This window comes from Rummeliibacillus pycnus, from assembly GCF_050459865.1.
GTDB classification, from domain to species: Bacteria; Bacillota; Bacilli; order Bacillales_A; family Planococcaceae; genus Rummeliibacillus; species Rummeliibacillus pycnus_B.
Genome location: NZ_JBCMNM010000039.1, coordinates 26,606 through 47,427 on the forward strand (window position 1 = coordinate 26,606; position 20,822 = coordinate 47,427).

At 36.9% G+C, this 20,822-nt stretch carries 26 protein-coding genes and 1 other annotated feature; of the genes, 24 read left to right on the forward strand and 2 right to left on the reverse strand.

Annotated features, from left to right (window positions below; all coding sequences use genetic code 11):
• Window positions 1-30 precede the first annotated feature (30 nt).
• The 14 genes from ABE048_RS09500 (at window position 31) to pheA (ending at window position 10,022) form a co-directional block, all read left to right on the forward strand.
• Window positions 31-1,047, forward strand: a complete 1,017-nt coding sequence (locus ABE048_RS09500; RefSeq protein WP_430310902.1) for a rod shape-determining protein — start codon at window positions 31-33, stop codon at window positions 1,045-1,047.
• Window positions 1,048-1,060: 13 nt separating this feature from the next.
• A complete protein-coding gene (gene mreC / locus ABE048_RS09505) occupies window positions 1,061-1,963 on the forward strand; it encodes a rod shape-determining protein MreC (RefSeq protein WP_430310904.1) in 903 nt (300 codons plus the stop codon).
• Window positions 1,963-2,490, forward strand: coding sequence for a rod shape-determining protein MreD (gene mreD, locus ABE048_RS09510; protein ID WP_430310906.1), 528 nt, complete (start codon window positions 1,963-1,965; stop codon window positions 2,488-2,490). The genes mreC and mreD overlap by 1 nt, the downstream gene beginning before the upstream one ends.
• 23 nt (window positions 2,491-2,513) lie before the next feature.
• A complete protein-coding gene (minC, locus tag ABE048_RS09515) occupies window positions 2,514-3,185 on the forward strand; it encodes a septum site-determining protein MinC (protein WP_430310907.1) in 672 nt (223 codons plus the stop codon).
• A gap of 1 nt (window position 3,186) precedes the next feature.
• Window positions 3,187-3,984 carry a septum site-determining protein MinD gene (gene minD / locus ABE048_RS09520; RefSeq protein ID WP_430310909.1) on the forward strand — a complete coding sequence of 266 codons (798 nt, stop codon included), beginning with the start codon at window positions 3,187-3,189 and terminating at the stop codon, window positions 3,982-3,984.
• Between the two features lie 288 nt (window positions 3,985-4,272).
• Window positions 4,273-4,794 carry a peptidoglycan DD-metalloendopeptidase family protein gene (locus ABE048_RS09525; RefSeq protein WP_430310911.1) on the forward strand — a complete coding sequence of 174 codons (522 nt, stop codon included), beginning with the start codon at window positions 4,273-4,275 and terminating at the stop codon, window positions 4,792-4,794.
• Window positions 4,794-5,411 (forward strand): metalloprotease, encoded by a 618-nt coding sequence (locus ABE048_RS09530; RefSeq protein ID WP_430310912.1) that lies wholly within the window; start codon window positions 4,794-4,796, stop codon window positions 5,409-5,411. Before ABE048_RS09525 ends, ABE048_RS09530 begins: the two co-directional genes overlap by 1 nt.
• Before the next feature lie 35 nt (window positions 5,412-5,446).
• Window positions 5,447-5,526: a sequence feature (ribosomal protein L21 leader region), on the forward strand.
• Window positions 5,527-5,539: 13 nt separating this feature from the next.
• The gene (gene rplU / locus ABE048_RS09535; RefSeq protein ID WP_430310913.1) at window positions 5,540-5,848 is read left to right on the forward strand and encodes a 50S ribosomal protein L21; all 309 of its coding nucleotides are present in this window, start codon (window positions 5,540-5,542) and stop codon (window positions 5,846-5,848) included.
• Window positions 5,849-5,863: 15 nt separating this feature from the next.
• The gene (locus tag ABE048_RS09540; protein ID WP_430310914.1) at window positions 5,864-6,205 is read left to right on the forward strand and encodes a ribosomal-processing cysteine protease Prp; all 342 of its coding nucleotides are present in this window, start codon (window positions 5,864-5,866) and stop codon (window positions 6,203-6,205) included.
• A 12-nt stretch (window positions 6,206-6,217) separates the two neighbouring features.
• Complete coding sequence (gene rpmA / locus ABE048_RS09545) at window positions 6,218-6,514, forward strand: 50S ribosomal protein L27 (protein ID WP_430310915.1); 297 nt, start codon at window positions 6,218-6,220, stop codon at window positions 6,512-6,514.
• Between the two features lie 282 nt (window positions 6,515-6,796).
• The gene (locus ABE048_RS09550) at window positions 6,797-7,339 is read left to right on the forward strand and encodes a Spo0B domain-containing protein (RefSeq protein WP_430310917.1); all 543 of its coding nucleotides are present in this window, start codon (window positions 6,797-6,799) and stop codon (window positions 7,337-7,339) included.
• On the forward strand, window positions 7,339-8,628 hold the full coding sequence (gene obgE / locus ABE048_RS09555; protein ID WP_430310918.1) for a GTPase ObgE: 1,290 nt from the start codon (window positions 7,339-7,341) through the stop codon (window positions 8,626-8,628). Before ABE048_RS09550 ends, obgE begins: the two co-directional genes overlap by 1 nt.
• Before the next feature lie 18 nt (window positions 8,629-8,646).
• Window positions 8,647-9,102: an ACT domain-containing protein gene (locus ABE048_RS09560; RefSeq protein WP_430310919.1), complete on the forward strand. Its 456-nt coding sequence runs from the start codon at window positions 8,647-8,649 to the stop codon at window positions 9,100-9,102.
• Window positions 9,103-9,116: 14 nt separating this feature from the next.
• A complete protein-coding gene (pheA, locus tag ABE048_RS09565; protein ID WP_430310920.1) occupies window positions 9,117-10,022 on the forward strand; it encodes a prephenate dehydratase in 906 nt (301 codons plus the stop codon).
• A gap of 131 nt (window positions 10,023-10,153) precedes the next feature.
• Here pheA and ABE048_RS09570 read toward each other — a convergent pair whose 3' ends face one another.
• A complete protein-coding gene (locus ABE048_RS09570) occupies window positions 10,154-10,687 on the reverse strand; it encodes a transcription repressor NadR (RefSeq protein WP_430310922.1) in 534 nt (177 codons plus the stop codon).
• A 135-nt stretch (window positions 10,688-10,822) separates the two neighbouring features.
• Here ABE048_RS09570 and ABE048_RS09575 point away from each other — a divergent pair, with 135 nt between their 5' ends.
• The 9 genes from ABE048_RS09575 (at window position 10,823) to ABE048_RS09615 (ending at window position 18,824) form a co-directional block, all read left to right on the forward strand.
• Window positions 10,823-12,343, forward strand: coding sequence for a LysM peptidoglycan-binding domain-containing protein (locus tag ABE048_RS09575; protein WP_430310923.1), 1,521 nt, complete (start codon window positions 10,823-10,825; stop codon window positions 12,341-12,343).
• Complete coding sequence (locus ABE048_RS09580; protein ID WP_430310924.1) at window positions 12,344-13,207, forward strand: phosphotransferase; 864 nt, start codon at window positions 12,344-12,346, stop codon at window positions 13,205-13,207. It begins immediately after the preceding gene.
• 137 nt (window positions 13,208-13,344) lie between these two features.
• Window positions 13,345-13,965, forward strand: a complete 621-nt coding sequence (gene ruvA / locus ABE048_RS09585) for a Holliday junction branch migration protein RuvA (protein WP_430310926.1) — start codon at window positions 13,345-13,347, stop codon at window positions 13,963-13,965.
• A gap of 20 nt (window positions 13,966-13,985) precedes the next feature.
• Complete coding sequence (gene ruvB / locus ABE048_RS09590; RefSeq protein ID WP_430310928.1) at window positions 13,986-14,990, forward strand: Holliday junction branch migration DNA helicase RuvB; 1,005 nt, start codon at window positions 13,986-13,988, stop codon at window positions 14,988-14,990.
• Window positions 14,991-15,232: 242 nt separating this feature from the next.
• Window positions 15,233-16,282: a tRNA preQ1(34) S-adenosylmethionine ribosyltransferase-isomerase QueA gene (queA, locus tag ABE048_RS09595; protein WP_430310930.1), complete on the forward strand. Its 1,050-nt coding sequence runs from the start codon at window positions 15,233-15,235 to the stop codon at window positions 16,280-16,282.
• A gap of 3 nt (window positions 16,283-16,285) precedes the next feature.
• The gene (gene tgt / locus ABE048_RS09600) at window positions 16,286-17,428 is read left to right on the forward strand and encodes a tRNA guanosine(34) transglycosylase Tgt (protein WP_430310931.1); all 1,143 of its coding nucleotides are present in this window, start codon (window positions 16,286-16,288) and stop codon (window positions 17,426-17,428) included.
• A 44-nt stretch (window positions 17,429-17,472) separates the two neighbouring features.
• On the forward strand, window positions 17,473-17,751 hold the full coding sequence (yajC, locus tag ABE048_RS09605) for a preprotein translocase subunit YajC (RefSeq protein ID WP_430310932.1): 279 nt from the start codon (window positions 17,473-17,475) through the stop codon (window positions 17,749-17,751).
• Window positions 17,752-17,909: 158 nt separating this feature from the next.
• Complete coding sequence (locus ABE048_RS09610) at window positions 17,910-18,140, forward strand: hypothetical protein (RefSeq protein WP_430310934.1); 231 nt, start codon at window positions 17,910-17,912, stop codon at window positions 18,138-18,140.
• A gap of 51 nt (window positions 18,141-18,191) precedes the next feature.
• Window positions 18,192-18,824 (forward strand): DUF421 domain-containing protein, encoded by a 633-nt coding sequence (locus tag ABE048_RS09615; protein ID WP_430310936.1) that lies wholly within the window; start codon window positions 18,192-18,194, stop codon window positions 18,822-18,824.
• On the opposite strand, the gene ABE048_RS09620 is transcribed toward ABE048_RS09615, so the two are convergent.
• Complete coding sequence (locus tag ABE048_RS09620) at window positions 18,819-20,336, reverse strand: putative polysaccharide biosynthesis protein (RefSeq protein WP_430310938.1); 1,518 nt, start codon at window positions 20,334-20,336, stop codon at window positions 18,819-18,821. The two genes, ABE048_RS09615 and ABE048_RS09620, sit on opposite strands and share 6 nt — an antisense overlap.
• 84 nt (window positions 20,337-20,420) lie before the next feature.
• Here ABE048_RS09620 and ABE048_RS09625 point away from each other — a divergent pair, with 84 nt between their 5' ends.
• Window positions 20,421-20,744 carry a post-transcriptional regulator gene (locus ABE048_RS09625; protein ID WP_430310939.1) on the forward strand — a complete coding sequence of 108 codons (324 nt, stop codon included), beginning with the start codon at window positions 20,421-20,423 and terminating at the stop codon, window positions 20,742-20,744.
• Window positions 20,745-20,822 lie beyond the last annotated feature (78 nt).

The following is a 20,822-nucleotide window of genomic DNA, read 5'->3' on the forward strand; positions in this document are numbered from 1 at the left end:
ATGGCTAAAAGAGAAAGGAAGAACAATATAGTGTTTGGATTAGGTGGAAAAGATGTCGGGATTGATCTCGGCACAGCAAATACATTGGTATTTTTAAAAGGTAAAGGAATCGTACTCAGAGAACCTTCTGTAGTTGCGAAAAATACAAATTCAGGAGAAATCGTTGCTGTAGGTAACGATGCAAAAAATATGATTGGTCGTACACCAGGCTCAATCGTGGCTATTCGCCCGATGAAAGATGGTGTAATTGCAGATTTTGATATTACAACTGCAATGATCAAATATTATATGGAAGAGGCAATGAAAGCTTCTGGCGGTAATTGGAAAAAACCAAATGTAATGATTTGTGTTCCTTATGGTATTACATCTGTAGAACAACGTGCGGTTATTGATGCATCTCGTCAAGCAGGTGCAAAAGAAGCGTTTACAATCGAAGAACCATTTGCAGCAGCAATCGGTGCAAATCTACCAGTTTGGGAACCAACAGGTAGTATGGTAGTTGATATAGGTGGAGGTACATCAGAGGTTGCTGTTATTTCATTAGGCGGAATCGTGACAAGTGAATCTGTACGTGTTGGCGGTGATGCAATGGATTCAGCGATTATTGCTTATATCCGTAAAACGTATAATTTAACAATCGGTGAACGTACGGCTGAAACTATTAAAATCGAAATTGGCTCTGCTAGCACAGATGGCCAAGAAGAAAAAATGGAAATTCGTGGTCGTGATTTAGTAACAGGACTTCCAAAAACAATTGAAATTTCTTCTATTGAAATCGTCGATGCATTGAAAGAATCAATCTCAGCAATTATTGATGGCGTGAAAAAAACATTAGAACAAACGCCTCCAGAACTTTCTGCTGACGTAATGGAACGCGGTATCGTGCTAACTGGCGGTGGTGCTTTACTTAAAAATTTAGACAAAGTAATTAGTGACGAAACAAATATGCCAGTATTTATCGCAGAAAACCCATTAGATTGCGTTGCTATTGGTACTGGTATGGCTTTAGATCATATCGATTTAATGCGTCGTCATCAATCTAAATAAGGGGGATTAGACAATGCCACAGTTTTTCTCGAATAAGCGATTGATATTGCTGCTTGTCGGCGTAATCTTCTTAGTGGCATTGATTAGCTTTTCTTTACGCGATCGTCAAAACGCTTCTCTTCCTGAACAAATAATAAAAGACACTGTCGGTTTTGGACAATCCATTGTTGCTAAACCGGCGAGCTATATTACAGGATTCATCAATAATGTCGATTCACTAATGAACACCTATGATGAAAACAAACGTTTAAAATCGCGCTTGGAAGAATTCGGTACATTACAAGCTAAAGTCAATGAATTGAAAGTTGAAAATGACAAGTTAAAAGATTTAGTTGGGAAAAAAGATGATTTACGAAATTATGATCCAATTCAAGCAAATGTCATCGCACGTAACCCGGATCAATGGGAAGAAAAGCTCATTCTGAATGTGGGATCTATTAGTGGTGTTAAAGTTAATATGGCTGTTCTAACTTCTAAAGGCTTAATTGGGAAAATCGTACAAACTACACCTTATACTTCACAAGTTGAATTATTATCTACAAGTAATACAAATTACAGAGTTTCTGCCGCTGTAGCAACTAAAGATTCAGAAGCATTTGGCTTAATTGAAGGATATGATTCAAAACGTGGGGAGTTGATTCTTAAAAGAATTGACTCTAGCTTACCCGTTAAGAAAGGTGATAAAGTTACAACGTCAGGCCTAGGGGGCATATTCCCTAAAGGTGTTTTAATTGGTGAAATTACTAAAGTTTCTACAGATGATTATGGTTTAACTAAGTTAGCATATGTAAAACCAGCTGCTGATTTCTCGATGTTAGATCATGTTGTAATTGCGAAACGTCAATCCCAAACTGTTGATGGCTCTGATGGTAATAATACCTATAAATCGATTACTACAACAGGAGCTGGAAACTGATGGCAAGATTCCTAATTCCGCTTGTTGCTGTAATTCTGTTCTTTGTTGAAACAGAGTTTTCACTTTATTCTCCAATTGAATGGCATGGTAATCTATATTACTTGGTACCAAGATTTTTGATTCTTTACTTAATCTTCTTGTCTATTTATTATGATCGAAAACGTGCAATGTTGTATGGATTAATATTTGGGGTATTGTATGATATTTTCTATATTGATATTATTGGATTGTATACATTTTTATACCCATTTATTTGTTTTATTGCAGGTTCTACAGTAAAATATATCCATCAACATCTAGCTATAACAACAATCCTTTCATTGGTGCTTGTAGCGCTATTAGAGATTGTTTTACATCAATTTTTCTTATTGATTTCATTTACTTCGGTTCCATTTGCCGAGTTTTTAAATCAACGACTTATCCCAACTATGATTGCAAACTCTATCTATTTAATCATGTTAGGATGGACATTTAAGTATTTGATAGAAGCTCGTCTCTTAAAGAAAGCGAATCGATCAACGTTATAGCAGAGAAGCGTGAGGTGTAGCATTTGACAACTAAGCAACTCGTCTTAATTAAAGGAACAAAGGAAGGACTAGTGCTTCAGCTTGATGATCAATGCGCTTACTCTGATTTATTGGAAGAATTAAAGCGTAAAGTCACTGAAGATGGTCTAGAAGGACAAGCAGAGGTAACTATTCATGTAGGTAATCGATATTGTAGTCAAGAGCAATTAAAAGAAATTCTTCACATTGTTCAACATTCCAAACATCTAAAAGTTTCAAAGATTAAAAGTGATGTAATAACTTTAGAAGAATCTAATCAAAAGCTTTTGAAAAGTCAATCTGCAACTTACATAGGAATTGTACGTTCTGGACAAGAATTAAAAGCTGAAGGTGATCTCGTTGTTATTGGTGATGTGAATCCCAATGGCAAGGTGATTGCTGGAGGTAGTATTTATGTTATGGGTCGTTTGAAGGGGATTGCACATGCCGGTGTAGATGGTAATCGTGAATGTGTAATTGCTGCTTCATGGTTAGAGGCTACACATCTTTTGATTGCTGATTTAATGGAATTGATGACCAATGAGGTGACAATTCTAGCTGAAAAACCTGAAATGGAATGTGCTTATATCCATTCAAACGGTCATATTGCCATTGACCGTTTACAGGATTTACGTAATTTAAGACCAAATTTATCGACATTTAAGGGAGGAAGCTAATGTGGGTGAAGCTATTGTAATTACTTCGGGTAAAGGTGGAGTAGGGAAAACAACTACTACTGCTAATTTAGGTACTGCATTGGCCCTTCAAAACAAAAAGGTATGCTTAATCGATACGGATATTGGTTTACGAAACCTAGATGTAATTTTAGGTTTAGAAAACCGTATTATCTATGACTTAGTAGATACTGTTGAAGGGCGCTGTAAGGTCCAACAGGCTTTAGTAAAAGATAAACGATTTGATGATCTACTTTTCTTATTGCCAGCCGCTCAAACGTCTGATAAGAACGCTGTGACTCCACAACAAATGCTGACGTTAGTTGAAGAATTAAAACTTGATTTTGACTATGTTTTAATCGATTGTCCTGCTGGAATTGAGCAAGGCTACAAAAACGCAGTTGCCGGTGCTGATAGAGCGATTGTTGTTACAACGCCTGAAATTTCTGCAGTACGTGACGCTGACCGCATTATTGGATTATTGGAAAAGGAAGAGATAGAACCACCTAAACTCATTATCAATCGTATTCGTCCTCAATTGATGAAAAATGGAGATTCAATGGATGTCAATGAAATTACTACACATTTATCGATTGATTTATTAGGTATCATTCCAGACGATGACCGTGTAATCCGTTCTTCTAACAAGGGAGAACCAATAGTAATGGAACCTTCTACACAAGCTGCTATTGCTTATCGCAATATCGTACGTAGAGTTTTAGGTGAATCTGTACCACTTATGTCATTAGAAAATGAACATAAAGGTGTATTCTCAAAAATTAAAGCTTTATTTGCTAAATAATTGTTTGGCTAAATTGGCTACATAAGTTAAGAGTCTCAAGAGAATTTAATCTCTAGTGACTCTTTTTTTAGTTAGAACGTTCTTGTCTTTGTGATATAGACCTGAATAGCATCAGTATTGGGCTGCCTATCTGTAATTTTTTAATAATATTTGAGTCGAAAGCAGAAAAGTACGCAAGCGATTCGAACCTCGCATCGCTTGCCGACAATAGAGCAGGATAGATTATTGTACTGTTTATCATACTTATCTCATAAACTTATAGAAAATGTAAGTTTGGGGTGGTAGATAATGAATAAATGGAAATTGGCTGTGGTAGTAGCAGTACTATTATTTACCGTAATAGTACTAGAAAAAAAGCAAATACTTCATAGTGATGTTACTGACTATGTTCTATCAAATGATGATTTACTTGTTCTCTCAAATTGGACAAAGCAAGTTTTTCATGAAGAAGAAAAAGTAGCTGTAATGGCACCTGTTGAAGACTCCCATATCGGCGAATATAATACTATGCAAACATTCTCTAACGGAGTGTTATTATCTTACGATGAGCCATTAACGATTTATGCGAAGCATGATGGCTTTGTTATTTTCACTGGACATACAAAATCATTAGGTAAAACAATGACAATTACATATGATACAGGAGAACGTGTAACATATGGCTTACTAAAATCACTAGACTACCTACCTTATACATCTATTAAGGAAGGAGAACCTCTGGCTTCAATGGAGTCAGGTACATTCTATTTACAAGTAGAACGTAGAGGTGCTATTTTAGATCCTGGATCATTAAAGGACTGGCTTCATTGATGGGGAAGCTGAAGCTTCATCCTACACTTTTACCTCTTATTGTATGGTTAATCATCACAGGACAGTTTTCTAATTATGCATTATTGTTTATTTCTTTATGTTGGCATGAATTTGGACATTTATTCATAGCTTATATACTTGGTGTAAGAGTAAAATCATGTACCATTATGCCCTATGGTGGAGAAATTTTATATGCAACGAAGTGGCAGATTACCAAAAAGCAGCAGCTATTGATTGCAATGGCTGGACCTATTGCAACACTATTATTATTTAGTATTGCATTATTCTTGCCAAAAAATATAAGTGAACCTCTACAAACTATTCAGTTTTTAGTGCTATTGATTAACTTATTACCAATCTGGCCATTAGATGGTGGGCGTATTTTAGAAATCTTATGGAGCGAAAATAAGTCACTTCAAACGACAAGGACTTCTTTTTTACTATTATCAATGGCATGCTGTCTTATCTGTTTCATATTGGCAATATGGTATATACCTCGTTCAATCTTTTTTATGTTAATACTCCTTTTGCTTTTTTATCAAAATATCATTGCTTTTCGCTACAGAAAATACGAGCAAGCATTTGAAAACATCGTACTAAATAGGTTGACGTTATAGTTTTAGTATGATAATATTTCTAATGTTATGTAGCACCCGTGCTACAACCGCGCTGAAAAGGTTATTCTAAGAATTCCTAGTGAATCACCTATTGAAGGCGAGTCTGAGACTTTTGAGGAGGTGCAGTTATGTACGCAATTATTGAAACTGGTGGTAAACAAGTTAAAGTAGAAGCTGGCCAAGCAATCTACGTTGAAAAAATCAACGCAGAAGCTGGTGAAACAGTTACTTTTGACAAAGTTCTTTTCGTTGGTGGCGAAGATGTTAAAGTTGGAGCTCCTTTCGTTGAAGGTGCAACAGTTACAGCTAAAGTTGAAAAACAAGGCCGTGCGAAAAAAATTGTTGTTTTCAAATTGAAAGCTAAAAAGAACTACCGTCGTAAACAAGGTCACCGTCAACCATACACTAAACTAGTTGTTGAAGCTATCAACGCTTAATAGTGAGGTGATTTGATGATCACTGTTGAAATTCATAGCGATGAAAATCGTAAATCTTATGGATTTGAAATTTCAGGTCATGCCTATTCAGGTGATCCTGGTCATGATTTAGTATGTGCAGGAGCATCTACCGTTGCTTTTGGTACGGTGAATGCAATTGGACAAATTCTACAATTACAACCAGGAATCGAGCAAGGTGAAAACGGAGGATTTCTATCCTGTGTAATTGATCAAGCCGATCTTGACACTGAAACTGATGCAAAACTGCAAATTATTCTTCAAACAATGGTAACACAGTTTTATACTATGGTTGCTGGTTATGGAGATTTTATCGAATTAAAATATAAGATGATCTAGGAGGTGGAACATATGTTACTAGTATCTTTAGATTTACAATTCTTCTCTTCTAAAAAAGGTGTAGGTTCTACTAAGAACGGTCGTGACTCTCAAGCAAAACGTTTAGGCGCTAAACGTGCAGATGGTCAATTCGCTACTGCTGGTTCAATTTTATACCGTCAACGCGGTACAAAAATTTACCCAGGAGAAAACGTAGGTCGCGGTGGAGACGATACTTTATTCGCAAAAGTTGATGGCGTTGTTAAATTTGAACGCTACGGTCGCGATAAACGTAAAGTCAGCGTGTACCCAGTTGCTCAAGAAGCATAATTGAACAATAATAAGGGACTGCATTTATTGCAGTCCTTTTTATTTCAATAAATGAGTTCGATCCAGTATATTTTTGAATTTGCTTTCAAATGGTTGAAATGGAAATTCTCCAAGAAGAAATAATTTAGTAAAAAGTTCAAAATCGGCTTTCGCTATATTTTGCGAAAGCCGAATTTTTTCTTAATACGTAGTTAAATTTGAATATTGACATTTGAATAGAAGATATATTTTTCGAAAATTGGTATACTGTAAAATGAACATCTCATCGAAGGAGTGTGAACGATGACAAATAATAAAACACTCACCATAAATGAAGTCTTACGTTTTGCAAACCATGATTTTCTAAATCAACTTCAACTTATTAAAATCAATCTTGATTTAGGTAGAACTGAGGCAGCAAAAGTATCTATTGAAGAAATTGCTGATCAATGTAAAACCTTTTTCAATATCAATAAATTAGGTTTACCTAAAACAATTGAATGGATCCATACATTAGGATGGCGTTGCCCAAACTTCAATGTTACGATTCAGAGTATGATTGAACATGAAGTAGATAAGGGAGTAGATGAAGTGATTTATGATTATTTAGATCAATCTGTTTCGCACATCTATCCGTCATTAGATCCGTTTGCTGAGCAGCAACTTTCATTGCAAATCTATTCAACAGAAAAGCAATTTGAGATTTCGTTTCATGCAAAAGGTCATTGGAACCAAAAAGAAATTTTCAATCAATCAATGGAACATCCATTTTTAATGATTGATGAGAATCAATATTCAGAACAAGAATGGCACTACGCCATTGTAAGTAAGAAGGAGGGTATTTAATGTTTGTCGACCACGTAAAAGTTTATGTTAAAGGTGGAGATGGCGGCAATGGTATGGTAGCCTTCCGTCGTGAAAAATTCGTACCAAATGGTGGTCCAGCGGGTGGAGACGGTGGCCATGGCGGCGACGTAGTATTCGTAGTAGATGAAGGCTTACGTACACTGATGGATTTCCGTTTCAAACGCCATTTCAAAGCTGATCGCGGTGAACATGGTATGAGTAAAAACCAACATGGTAAAAAAGCAGAACCTTTATATGTTTCTGTGCCACCTGGTACGGTTGTGACCGAAGAAGAAACTGGCCGTGTCATTGCAGATTTAGTAGAACACGGTCAAAAAGCGGTCATCGCAAAAGGTGGTCGTGGGGGTCGTGGTAATTCTCGATTCGCAACACCTGCAAATCCTGCGCCAGAACTTTCAGAAAAAGGGGAGCCAGGACAAGAACTTAATGTTATATTAGAATTAAAAGTATTAGCAGATGTAGGTCTAGTCGGGTTCCCAAGTGTAGGAAAATCGACATTACTATCTGTAGTTACTTCTGCAAAGCCTAAGATTGGTGCCTATCACTTTACAACAATCGTACCAAATTTAGGAATGGTTCGTATTGATGATGGCCGAAGCTTTGCTATGGCTGACCTTCCGGGGCTTATTGAAGGCGCATCTGAAGGTGTTGGTCTAGGACATCAATTCTTACGTCATATCGAACGTACACGCGTAATTGTTCATGTAATTGATATGTCTGGTATGGAAGGTCGCGATCCATACGAAGATTATTTAACAATCAATAAAGAATTAGAACAATACAACATGCGACTTACTGAACGCCCACAAATTATTGTGGCAAATAAAATGGACATGCCTGAAGCAGAAGACAACTTAAAAGTATTTAAAGATCAAGTCGGTGAAGAAGCTCAAATCTTCCCAATATCAGCGGTTTCACGCCAAGGTTTAAAAGAAATGTTATTTGCAGTTGCAGATCTATTGGAATCAACACCTGAATTCCCACTTCATGAAATTGAAGAAGAAGAAACTGATGCAACTGTACTATATAAACATGAGGCAAAAGGTGAAGATTTTGTTATTAGTCGTGACGATGACGGTGCCTATGTATTATCAGGATATACAATCGAACGTCTATTTAAAATGACAGACTTTAGCCGTGAAGAATCTGTACGACGTTTTGCTCGTCAATTACGTGGTATGGGTGTCGATGAAGCATTGCGTGAACGAGGAGCAGAAAATGGCGATACCGTTCGCTTATTAGAGTTTGAGTTTGATTTTGTAGAGTAGTATTCAGGGGGGAAAAAGATGAAAAATGTAGCAGATCAACGCTATTATTTAGTACGCGAAGATGTCTTAACGGATGCCATGCAAAAAACATTAGAAGCAAAGCACTTGTTGCAAACAGGTGCTGTAACTTCTATTTGGGATGCTGTTAAGCAAGTCGATTTATCCAGAAGTGCGTTTTATAAATATCGAGATGCTGTTTTCCCCTTTCACTCTATTGTACAAGAACGTATTTTAACAGTTTTTCTACAGCTAGAGGACCGCAAAGGAACACTAGCTCGACTTCTATCCACAGTTACAGATACTCATTGTAATATCTTGACAATCCATCAAACGATTCCGATTCAAGGTCGTGCAAATGTTACGCTATCTTTAGATGTTACAGCTATGGATGTGGAGTTGGACGAGTTAATGCAAAGTCTCAAGAAATTGGACTTCGTAGAGTCAGCAGAGGTAATTAGTTCAGGCGCATTATAAGGGGGCTTTTCGAATTGGTATCCAGAGAATGGGGAAATCGAGTGGCTTATTTAGGCCCAGAAGGTACATTTACGCATTTAGCAGCACAAGAATTATTTCGGGACGAATGGACGATTCCGTATAAAACAATTCCAGAATGTATTGAAGCTGTGGCTGAAGGTCAAGTAGATTTAGCCATTGTTCCATTAGAAAACGCTTTAGAAGGTACTGTCCCATTAACCATTGACTATTTATTTCATGAGGTCAATTTATTTGTCGTAGGAGAGGTATTATCACCAATTGAGCAACATTTAATGGTACATAAAAAGCAAGTAGCAAATTGGGAAGATATTCAAGGTGTCTATTCTCACCCCCATGCATTAGCCCAATGCCATAAATATTTGTATTACCGCTTTAGAGGTGTTCCGTTACATCAAACAACATCTACTGCTGCAGCTGCACAGTTTGTTTTTGATCATCCAGATGAATGTATCGCTGCAATTGGTAATACGGCAGCTGCCAAAACCTATGGATTAGAAATTGTTCAGGATAATATTCATGATTACCACTTTAATCATACTCGTTTCTTCGTACTTTCTAGAAGCAACCGACGTATCGATCTTGCAGAACAACGTGAAGATCAGATTAAAACAACTCTTATGATAAAACTGCCAAATGATCGTTCAGGTGCATTACATCAGATTCTGTCCGTTTTCGCTTGGCGTCAAATTAATTTAAGTAAAATTGAATCGCGACCTTTAAAAACAGGTTTAGGTGATTATTTCTTTATATTGGATTTGTTAGAAGATGAAAATTCACCGATGATGAAAGGTGCAATGGAGGAGCTTGCCGCCTTAGGTTGCTCTGTGAAATCATTGGGAAGTTATTTTACTTACAAGCAACATTCAAAAGAGAAGACAAATAAAGTGTCCAAATTATAAATTTGGGCGCTTTTTTTCTTACGAGCAGATGGATAACTCGAAAATATACTTGAGTAACTTCATTAATTAGTAATCAAAAAAGATGCTACATAAGTGTTCTTTATTCTCGACACTTTATGTAACATCTTTTTTTAATCCTTCGAAAGTAAATATCCTTTTTCCTTTAATAATTTTTCAGCTAAGTCAAGTTGTGCTTCAGTGGGAGCAGAAATGGTATGTAGATGAGCACCATCTGTCAATGCCATTAGTGGACTTGCATTTGTTTCCTGAATTTTGTGCATAAATTGTTGTACGTCATATCGATTTTTTACCATTATGTTGGCTTTAATTTCACCATAAACTGGATGTTCAACAGTGACGTCTTTTACCGTAATGCCTGCATCGACCAAAGTATTCAATTCATCTTCTGTTTGTTCTGATGTATGGTAAGCAGCAATTTGTCGTTCGTAAAATTGTACACTAGTTTTTTGATTAAAATATATATATCCTTGACTCGTTGCGACAATCGGTTCATTTCGCGCTTTTAATAAGGCAATATCATTGACGATTACTTGCCTAGAAACTTTCGTTCTTTGTGCAAATTCAGTACCGGTAATGGCCTTACCTTCTGTTTTCAATAAATCTAATAAAAATGCTCTGCGTTCTTCACCAAGTAATTTTTTCATAAATAACACCTCAAAATACAAGCATAAATAGTACTTCTACATACATAGTGTAACATGAAAGGCGTAAACAAATAAGATTCGAGTGTCCAAATAATGATGCTTTTCATATTGTATAGAGACGGAAGGAGGAAAAGCGTGCGCGTTCATACTGTCAAAAAGGGCGAAACACTCTGGAAAATTGCAAGACAATACGGAATTTCTTTCGAGGATATGAAAAGGTTAAACGCCCATTTAGCAAATCCTGATTACATCGTTCCAGGGATGGAATTATTTTTGCCTGATGAACCAAAAAAGGAACTTCCTAAGAACACTCATAGTGAGCATCATACAGTACAACCAAAGGCACCCCCTGTACAACAGGTGCATCCAAAAGAACAACAACATAGGGTGATGCCAAAAGAGCAACCAATTGTTCATCCAAAAGAACATCATCCTAAGGAGCAACCGATCGTTCATCCAAAAGAACATCATCCTAAGGAGCATCCAATCGCTCATCCAAAAGAGCAACCAAGGGTGATACCAAAAGAACACCCAATCGCTCATCCGAAAGAGCAACCAAGGGTGATACCAAAAGAACGCCCGATTGCTCATCCAAAAGAGCAACCAAAAGTAATACCAAAAGAACGTCCAATTGTACAGCCACCAGTTCCACCACCGGTACCGGTACCGGTACCTATTCCAATTGTTGAACAAAAGCCAATACCACATGTACATCCATTTGAAGAAGCCCGCCCCGTCAGAGCGAGAATTGAAATGATCGAAAAACACGAGGAGGAAATTGTTATTCAACCGCAAATACAGATTCAACCAATGCCAACACCGGTGCCAACACCGGTACCAACACCAGTGCCAGTACCAATGCCAGTACCGATGCCATGTCCACAGTATGTTGTACAGCAACATCATTGTGAATGCGGATGTAAGGCGCATCATCACTGTGGTTGTAAGGGGCATCATATGGGACATCATATGATGGGACATCATCATCGCTGTGGATGTAAAGGACATCATATGATGGGACATCATCATCACTGTGGATGTAAAGGGCATCATATGGTATCACCATGGTCAGGGCATATGGCACCACAGCATCATTGTGGATGTGGAGGACATCCAATGTCAATGCCATGGTCAGGACAAATGACTGGTATGGAACCAATGGCACCAATGCCAATGCCATATTCAGGACAAATGACTGGTATGGAATCAATGGCACCAATGTCAATGCCATGGTCAGGACAAATGGATGGTATGGCACCAATGGCACCAATGCCAATGTCAATGCCATGGTCAGGTACTATGGGGCCGAGTCAAGAACCATGGGCAGGGCAAATGACTGGTATGGAACCAATGACACCACCACATTGGCAAATGCCAGAATCAACAAGAGAACTTGAATCTTCATCATCTGAGATGTTTGAACATGGGCATCACGATCAACAGGTAGAGCCTTGGCATCATATGCCAGCAATGCAACAACCTCAATTTTTTGAACCGCAATGGAATTATGGACCACAAATGCCGCATCATCCAATGATGCATCATCAAATGTGGCCAGGAGAGTGTTGTAAACCATTCCCACCTGTTCACCAATGGCCACAACCACAACCATACTTTATGCCAAACTTCCCGCAAGCAGGGCAAGAGTCTTATTAGGTGAACAATTTCGATGTAAGAAGGAAGATTAAATCGAATGTCTGGCATTGTCAGTCAGGGAAAGAAGAATTTGTTGTAAAAAAATATGATAATCCATTGGTTGCCAAAAAGGTTAAAGCAATACATGAAAAATTGGCTGACATGCAATTTCCACATACGATAACAAAAGTTAAGTTAGAAGATCAAAATGTACTTATACAACCATGGATAAAAGATGCTAAGGCATTTAATTATCAATACAGATATGACCGTACAAACTCTCTAGCTCTTTTACATCAGCTGCATCAAACTGGAGACAAAGTAGATTGGTCAAAAGATGAGTATTATTTACCTCCGTACGATTTACGATTAAAATGGCAAGAAAGATTGCATAAATTCATCTCGCATTATGCACAAGTATCTGTTTATCTAGGTTCTGACAACTGTAATCAGCTCATTTTATATGCTCAGGAAGCACTAAAAGGTTTTAATCAAATAGAACTTTTAGAGAGTCCAAGGACATTACTTCATGGGGATGTAGTGCATCATAATTTTTTGAAAGACTCTAAAGGAAAGAATATTCTGATTGACTTTGATCTAGCATCTTATGGACATCCAGAGGAAGAGTTGATAATGTGGATGCATCGTGTATTGCCACATGTAAAATACAATTTGAATACATTGTTGAATGAGCAACCGTTACTAAAACGTATACCAGTAACTTACTTACAAACATTACGTTTTCCAAATGAATTATTACGTGAATGGATGTACGTAAAAACGGTTACGACTGAAAAACAGCAAGCGTTTGTGGAGGAATTAATACGCTTTACGGAAGTGGCGCTCTCTTCTTGGTCAAAATTGTGGTATGATTGTGACAGGTGAAAATAGAATACATGTTTGTTTTTTAAGATAGGCCCTGTAATGGCCTATCTTTTTTCACTGTAATAGCAGGCTAGCATATCATCACGTACTAAAAATTATGCTATAATCGAAAGCGTTGAGTAAAAGGAGAATTAGATATGTACGACTACATAATGGGAACAGTTACGCGTGTAACACCAGAATATATTGTGGTAGAGCAACAAGGAATTGGTTGGCAATTATATACACCGAATCCATTTGCCTTTCAAGAAAATAAGGAGCAAATAAAAGTCTTTACACATTTATATGTACGTGAAGATGCACAGCAATTATTTGCCTTTAAAACATTAGAACAACGAGAGTTATTTCGAAAGCTTATTCAAGTATCTGGTATAGGTCCAAAGGGAGCACTTGCCATTTTAGCAAGTGGTAATCCAAGTCAAGTAATCTCTGCAATCGAACAAGAGGATGAAAAATTCTTAGTGAAATTCCCTGGTGTTGGTAAGAAAACAGCACGTCAAATGATTTTAGATTTAAAAGGGAAATTGGACAACTTACTTGAAAATATTGAATTACCAAGTGCAGAAGATGAATTACCGTTATTTGGTGTCAATCCTAACAAGCATGAACTAGAGGAATCCCTTTTAGCACTTGCGGCACTTGGCTATTCTGAACGTGAATTGACGAAAATTCGCCCACAACTGGATGAAGATGAACGCCTGAAAACGACAGAAGACTATATGAAACAAGCATTAAAACTTTTATTAAAACAACAATAATTTGAAGGGAGGCAGTCTCAATGAATGATCGAGTTGTTTCAAGTGAAGCTACAAAAGACGAGGATCAGTTTGAGTTATCATTAAGACCTCAAACCCTTATTCAATATATTGGTCAACAAAAGGTTAAAGAAAATTTGAAAATCTTCATCGAAGCGGCTAAAATGCGTGAAGAAAGTCTCGATCATGTTTTACTTTACGGTCCCCCAGGACTAGGTAAAACTACACTTGCAGCGGTAATTGCTAATGAGATGGGCGTAAATATACGGATGACAAGTGGTCCTGCAATTGAGCGACCTGGTGACTTAGCTGCGATTGTCAGTTCATTAGAACCAGGAGATGTCTTGTTTATTGATGAAATTCATCGATTACCACGAGCGATTGAGGAAGTACTTTACCCTGCAATGGAAGATTTCTGTTTAGATATTGTAGTGGGGAAAGGACCACAAGCTCGATCTGTTAGACTGGATTTACCTCCTTTTACATTAGTTGGTGCAACAACGAGATCTGGAGCGCTATCTGCTCCACTAAGAGATCGTTTTGGTGTATTATTACGGTTAGACTACTATGATGAATATTCATTGACTGAGATTGTTTGTAGAAGTGCAGAATTATTTGGAGTCGATATTGATAAAATAGCTGCTGGTGAAGTGGCTAGACGTTCTCGTGGAACACCGCGAATTGCCAACCGTTTGTTAAAGCGGGTACGTGATTATGCACAAGTAATTGGCGATGGAGATATTACGTTTAAGTTATCTCAAGACGCTTTAGAACTACTACAAGTAGATCCTTTAGGCTTAGATCATATCGATCATAAATTGGTTGAGAATATGATTGAACGCTTCCGTGGAGGTCCAGTAGGGCTAGATACGATTGCTGCAAGCATTGGTGAAGAATCGATGACGATTGAAGATGTTTATGAGCCATATTTAATGCAAATTGGCTTTATCCAAAGAACGCCAAGAGGTCGTATCGTAACAGCTCTCGCATATGAACATTTTGGCTATGCATATCCATCAGAAACTTAAATAAAAAGCTATGTTAGATAAACTAGATGTTGTTTTAAGTGAAATATATTTAAATTTCCGAGTGCAATTACACTTTCGGTTATTCCACTGAAAACATTGTACTTAGCATTCCATGGCATCATGAAGTATGAGATCAACAAGGATGTGTAATAATACTTGGTCATGAGGAATGTATGGTAGATCAACTCACCAAAAGCAATAATAGAGTTTTTAACAAAGCCAATTACAAAAGGAAGTTTACAATGAGATTAGAAGACTTTGATTACTATTTACCAGAAGAATTAATTGCACAAGTACCACTTGAAGATCGTGCTTCAAGCCGACTGATGGTATTAGATCGCGAAACTGGTGAATTATCACATCATCATTTCCGCGACATTTTAGATGAATTACAAGAAGGCGACTGCTTAATTCTTAACAACACACGTGTATTACCAGCACGTTTAATCGGGGTGAAAGAAGAAACTGGGGCCCATGTCGAAGTATTATTATTAAAACAAACAAGTGATGATGAATGGGAAACACTTGTAAAACCTGCGAAACGCGTAAAAGTTGGTACTGAGATTACTTTCGGTGACGGATTACTCAAAGCAACTTGCACTGGCGAATTAGAACACGGTGGCCGAATGTTTAAATTCGATTACGAAGGGATCTTTATCGAAATTCTTGAAAAACTTGGTACAATGCCATTACCACCTTATATTCATGAAAAACTTGAAGATCAAGAACGCTACCAAACGGTGTACTCTAAAAATCTTGGTTCAGCTGCAGCCCCAACTGCTGGTCTTCACTTTACAGAAGAATTATTAGATCAAATTCGTGCAAAAGGTGTAAAAGTAGCTTTTTTAACTTTACATGTTGGAATCGGTACATTCCGTCCAGTAAGTGTTGAAAATATCGAAGAACATGATATGCATGCAGAATTCTATAATTTATCTGAAGAAACAGCACAAATTATTAACGACACAAAAGCAAATGGTGGCCGTGTAATTGCAGTAGGTACAACTTCTACACGTACTCTTGAAACAATTGCACATAGAAATAACGGACAAGTTGTTGCAGAATCTGGCTGGACTACAATCTTTATCTTCCCAGGCTTTGAATACCAAGCTGTCGATGGTATGATTACAAACTTCCATTTACCCAAATCAACATTAGTAATGATGATCAGTGCACTCGCTGGTCGTGAAAATGTATTAAATGCATATAAAATCGCTGTAGAAAACAAATATCGTTTCTTCAGTTTCGGGGATGCTATGTTCATCCGACCAAAAGCAAAGAAAGGAAACTAATACATGTCTCAAGCAATTCGATATGAGCTTATCAAGACAGATAAGCAAACAGGCGCAAGACTAGGAATCGTGCATACACCGCACGGTTCTTTCGAAACACCAGCTTTTATGCCAGTAGGCACACAAGCATCAGTCAAAACGATGGCCCCAGAAGAGGTTAAAGAAATGGGTGCCGGTATTATTTTAAGTAATACCTATCATTTATGGCTTCGTCCAGGTCACGAACTTATTCGTGAAGCAGGCGGATTACACAAATTTATGAACTGGGATCGTGCTATTTTAACTGATTCTGGTGGTTTCCAAGTTTTTAGTTTAAGTGATATTCGCCGAATTGAAGAAGAAGGCGTTCACTTCCGTAACCATCTAAATGGGGACAAGCTTTTCTTAAGCCCAGAAAAGGCAATGGAAATTCAAAACGCACTTGGATCAGACATTATGATGGCATTTGATGAATGTCCGCCATTTCCAGCTACGTATGACTATATGAAAAATTCTGTAGAACGTACTTCACGCTGGGCTGAACGTTGTTTAGAAGCACATGCTCGTCCACAAGATCAAGGGTTATTCGGGATTGTACAAGGTGGAGAATACGAAGCTCTTCGTAAACAATCTGCACAAGATTTAGTATCTTTAGACTTCCCGGGCTATGCAATTGGTGGTTTATCTGTAGGTGAGCCAAAAGATATTATGAATAGAATGCTCGAATATACAACACCATTACTACCATCAGACAAACCTCGCTATTTAATGGGAGTAGGTTCACCAGACTCATTAATTGATGGTGCAATCCGTGGTATTGATATGTTTGACTGCGTACTACCAACGCGTATTGCTCGTAATGGTACATGTATGACAAGCCAAGGACGATTAGTTGTGAAGAATGCAAAATTTGCTCGCGATTTCGGACCACTCGATCCAAACTGTGATTGCTATACATGTAAAAACTATTCACGTGCCTATATTCGTCACTTAATTAAAGCAGATGAAACGTTTGGTATTCGTTTAACTTCATATCACAATCTATACTTCTTACAAGATTTAATGCGTAAAGTACGCCAAGCAATTCGCGAAGATCGCTTAGGTGATTTCCGTGAAGAATTCTTTGAACAATATGGTTTCAACAAACCAAATGCAAAAAATTTCTGATTCTTGTATAATTAGTACTAGAGATAGAAAGGGGGAATAGTTTTATGCCGCAAAATTTACAAGCATTACTACCAATGATTATTATTTTTGCATTGATGTATTTTATGTTGATTCGTCCAGCACAAAAACAACGTAAAAATACTCAATCTATGCAAAGTAGTTTAGCAAAAGGTAATAAGGTTGTTACTATTGGTGGATTACATGGCCAAATCGAAGCAATCGATGACGCATCAGTACTTATTAAAGTAGAAGATGGTTCTAAATTACGTTTTGAACGTGCTGCTATCGGAAAAGTAATCGATGGAGCAGTAGAAGCAAAATAATATTTATTTAAAAAATACATCTAGTTAGAATGAAATTTTAACTATGTAAAATACTATCTATACAAACAAAAGCCTTTATTTCAAATAGAAATAAAGGCTTTTTTGTGGTTTTGTAGAAATAATATATTATTCATCTTGTTTGAAAGGAAAGCGATTCAATGGCTAAAAAAAAACAACTGAATATTAAAAAGAAAATGGAGCAGCTAGGATTTGACGATGATACCATCCATTCTCGCTTAACAGCTAAACAAAGAATGGCACAAAATCGTACTGGAAGCAATCGATTAAAAGTTCATTCTAAACCTAAATGGATTCATTCATTTGGCTATATTATTTTTATTCTTCTTATGTGCGGTATAGCGGGTGTAGCAATTTATATTTTTTTATAATGCATAATTTGAATAGAACGACAAAGGATAAAGAGAAAAAGGGGTCATAAAGTGAATGATTTATTAGTTATCGCTTTTCGTATGATCTTCCTATACTTTGTCATTTTAATTATTTTCAAACTTATGGGAAAACGAGAAGTTGGCGAATTAAGTGTAATGGATCTTGTGATTTTTGTTTTGATAGCAGATGTAGCATCGTTTGCGGTTGATGAACCAGAGCGAAACTTATTTGAATCTATTTTACCGATGATTATTTTATTAATCATTCAAATAACTATTTCTTATATTTCTTTAAAAAGTAAAAAAATTCGCGATAAGATTGATGGTGATCCAACAACAATTATTAGAGATGGAGTGCTCCTCGAAGATGAAATGAGGAAACAGCGCTACAATTTAGACGATTTGTTTCAACAACTAAGGGAGCAACAGATTGGGTCTATACAAAAAGTGGCATACGCTTTTTTGGAACCATCTGGAAACCTTTCTATCTTTATGAAAGATAGTAAGCCGCCGATATTACCAATAGTAGTTGATGGTGAAATTCAAAAAAGACATCTTATGTTGATTGAAAAAGAAGAACAATGGTTACGTCAGGAGTTAGCTAAATTAGGTTACGATGATCTTAAAAGGATTTTCTATTGTTGTTTTGAAGATGGTGAAATTCATGTGCAATTGAGATCATAGTCGTTTTCTCAATGTTTTCGTCAAATAACGGAAATCAGTTACACGAATTTGATCAGCAATCATAAGAATCACAAATAGCAAAACAAGTGTTATGGACCCATTAATCCAAATATTAAATTGCGATGTAGGGATGATATACTCTCGAATGACAACTACTAAAATGCAAACCCAATATGGAATGATGAATAGTTTAAAGCCGGTTTCAACATATTTCTTTTTCCGAATAGTGGCAATATGCAAGAAAGAAGTAATCAAAACACCAAAGCCAATGGCAATAACGGCGCCTGTTTCTGCAATGCCTGATTGTGAAGCGAGAGCTAGCATGACCAATAGTTTACCTATCCCACCATATACGGAATTCATCATTGCTGCCTTCGCTTCATCCAAAGCTTGAAGGATTGAATTTAAAGGGCTCTGTATATAGTAGAAGAAAAAAATAGGTGCTAGTAACTTCATATACCCTCGATCTTCAGACAGATGGAAGAGCTTTGTAGCAAACTCGTCTCCATATAAAAAAAAGAAAACGGCGCTGAAACAACCGACGATTGTAGACATTCTTAGAGCGATATGTACGCGCTCTCTTAACAGGGATTGCCTACCTCTCGCTACAGCATCACTTACTGCAGGAATTAGCACTACAGCTAGCGCGTAAGGGATAAATGAAGGAAATAGTAATAAAGGAATATGAACACCTGATATGACCCCGTATTGCTTTGTTGCGGCAGCTGCAGTTAAACCTGCTAATGTTAATGCTTTCAAAAAGACAATTGGTTCTAAAAACCAAGTAAAAGATCCAAATAATTTACTACCGGTAGATGGTAAGGCAATAGCTAAAATTGGCTTTGGAGAAGAATAGCCTTTTGATGACAACACAAGCCCTTTATGTTTTGCGTGTAAATATTTCCAATATAGATAAGCAAGCGCTGCTATTTCTGCCAAACCAGTAATTACCATCGCATATGTAGCAGTTGTAGCAGGGGAATCTTGTACCACACCATAAGGCAATAACCATGTAATCATAGCAATCCGAATAACTTGTTCAATCGTTTGAGACCAAGCCGTTTCTTCGATTCGTGCAAGACCTTGGAACAAACCTTTTAACAAGGCAGAGGCCATTGATAAGGGGACAGTAAAAAGTGAAACATAAAGTAACATTCTAACATGATTATCATGTAGAAGATTTTCTGCTAAGTACGGGATAAATAATAATATTAATGGGAAGAAAAGTAGGATAGATAGATAACTTATTAATCTTGATGTACGCATAACCCTACTAATTTCAACTCGTTTACCTTTTGCCTCTAATTCGGCGACGATTTTAGCAATGGCAATTGGTATACCTAGTTGCACGAGTGATAAAAAGAAGATAAATGCAGGATACGCAGTCATATAAACGCCTACAGCATCTTCACCTGCAACGCGCATAAACTGCATTCGATATAAAAAACCTAATAATTTAGATAGTAGAACAGCTCCCATTAACAAAAAGGTGCCATGAAAAAATGAAGTCATAAGGTCCCTTCTTTCTATAAATACAATTTCTAGAAAATGCTAAATCTTGTACGTTCAAAATAATGGAAAAGGACGTGAGTGAAGATGGTAGTACAATATGAAAAAATATTTACAAAAGTTTTACCTGTCCTAAATATTAAAAAAGCAGATTTTAAAATGGAAGGTTTAAAAAGTATTACCGAGCAAGATATTTGGCGTTTTTTAGTTTCGAAAAAATGGAAAAAAATGAGTGAGGCTGATTTAGCTTTACATAGAGTGATTGCCGATATTTTTTCATTAACTGCTGCTCAGTATATGACTTTCACCCAAGTAGAAGAACTAAAAAGCGCAAATTGGTTTGCTTCTATTAACGATGAAGAGTTACAAATATTAATCGGAAATCAACATTCGCCAAAAATTACTTCCTAATTAGTAAAAAAGTACATGGGATTGATTTGACAGTCTGGAAAACCTGTTTCATAATAAACGTGTTATGCAAATATAGTG